This is a genomic window from Kitasatospora sp. NPDC004272 (genome assembly GCF_053603035.1).
The window spans coordinates 1-1070 of sequence record NZ_JBSGET010000296.1 but is presented as its reverse complement, the minus strand read 5'-3'; the positions used below and the strand labels follow the sequence as shown (position 1 = coordinate 1070).

1 protein-coding gene and 1 pseudogene are annotated in these 1070 nt (G+C 64.4%); both read left to right on the top strand.

Features of this window, described 5'->3' with window-relative positions; translation table 11 throughout:
• Nucleotides 1–409: pseudogene (locus ACWEO5_RS38525) on the top strand (hypothetical protein); the annotation flags it as partial.
• A gap of 60 nt (nt 410–469) precedes the next feature.
• Entirely contained in the window at nt 470–874 is a 405-nt protein-coding gene (locus tag ACWEO5_RS38520) for a hypothetical protein (RefSeq protein WP_452166713.1), read from the top strand.
• The last annotated feature ends 196 nt before the right edge of the window (nt 875–1070 follow it).

Sequence of the window (1070 nt, the reverse complement as noted above, 5' to 3'; positions counted from 1 at the left end):
TTGGGCCGTCGGGCTGGGGGTGGGGGGGGTAACCGTTCCTCCGGGATCGGCGGTGTCGGGCGTTCGGCATAACACCGGTGATAGCGGTTCGGCCCTGCTCGCCGGGATCAGAGCTTTGACCAGCACCACTCGTCGTCCAGCAGGACGTGGTCTGCTCCAGCTGAATCCCTTCCTGAGGGTGGCTATCGGTTCGGCGGATCATGAGAGGGTCCAGCGGGAGTGGCTGGGCACCGTGGGCGACACCTTCCTGCTGCCGGGCCCCGATCACCCGGCGGAGTGGCGTGAGATCGGCGCCGCGGCCAAGGACGCGGCGAAGAAGGCGAGGCAAGCGGCAGTGGGTGAGAACGCGGTGCCGATGAAGCGTGTGCCCGGCCAGAAGGCCCAGCCAGGGCGCTCTGCCGCTCTCTGACCCCCATCCCCGCCCCGAGTGCCTGCCATCACAGCTCCAAGATCAGGAAGGACCAGCACCATGGCGTACATCGCCCCACTTCCGTCAGCTCCGGTTGTCCTTAGCCGGGAGACGTTCGAAGTGCTCTCGTTGGTCTACCTGACTGCCAGTGCTCATCGGCTTCTACACCTGTTCCTCGCCAGGTTCGACCCCGACTTCGGCACCGTGAACTTGAGTCAGCTGGACATGGGGGAACTACTGGCCCTGTCCCACCCCCCAGTGAACAAAGCTGTCGGCGCCTTGGATAGCGCGAAGCTCGCCTGGCAGATCGACGACGCGCTCTACCAACTGCACCCCGGTCTTACCGACGGCAAGATGGCTGACCGCCTGGCCGTCGTCCCAGAGATCGTCGTGTCCGATCCGAAGTCGCTTCGCGAGATTCGGCACCAGTGCTACAGCCGACAGACGGAGAGCCTGCCCGCCTGATCGATAGCACAGACTTGATCGCGATGTTCTACATCTCTGAAACGTTCTGCACCTCTACTACCCAGAGTCGAAAGCAGAGCGGCATTGGGGCTCTGAGGTGGGTCCAAGCGCTGCTTAGTCAGGGCGGAGCTGAGCATCGAATCCTTCAATCAGGTGGGGTGGGGTGGGGTGGGGTGGGGTGGGGTGGGGTGGGGTG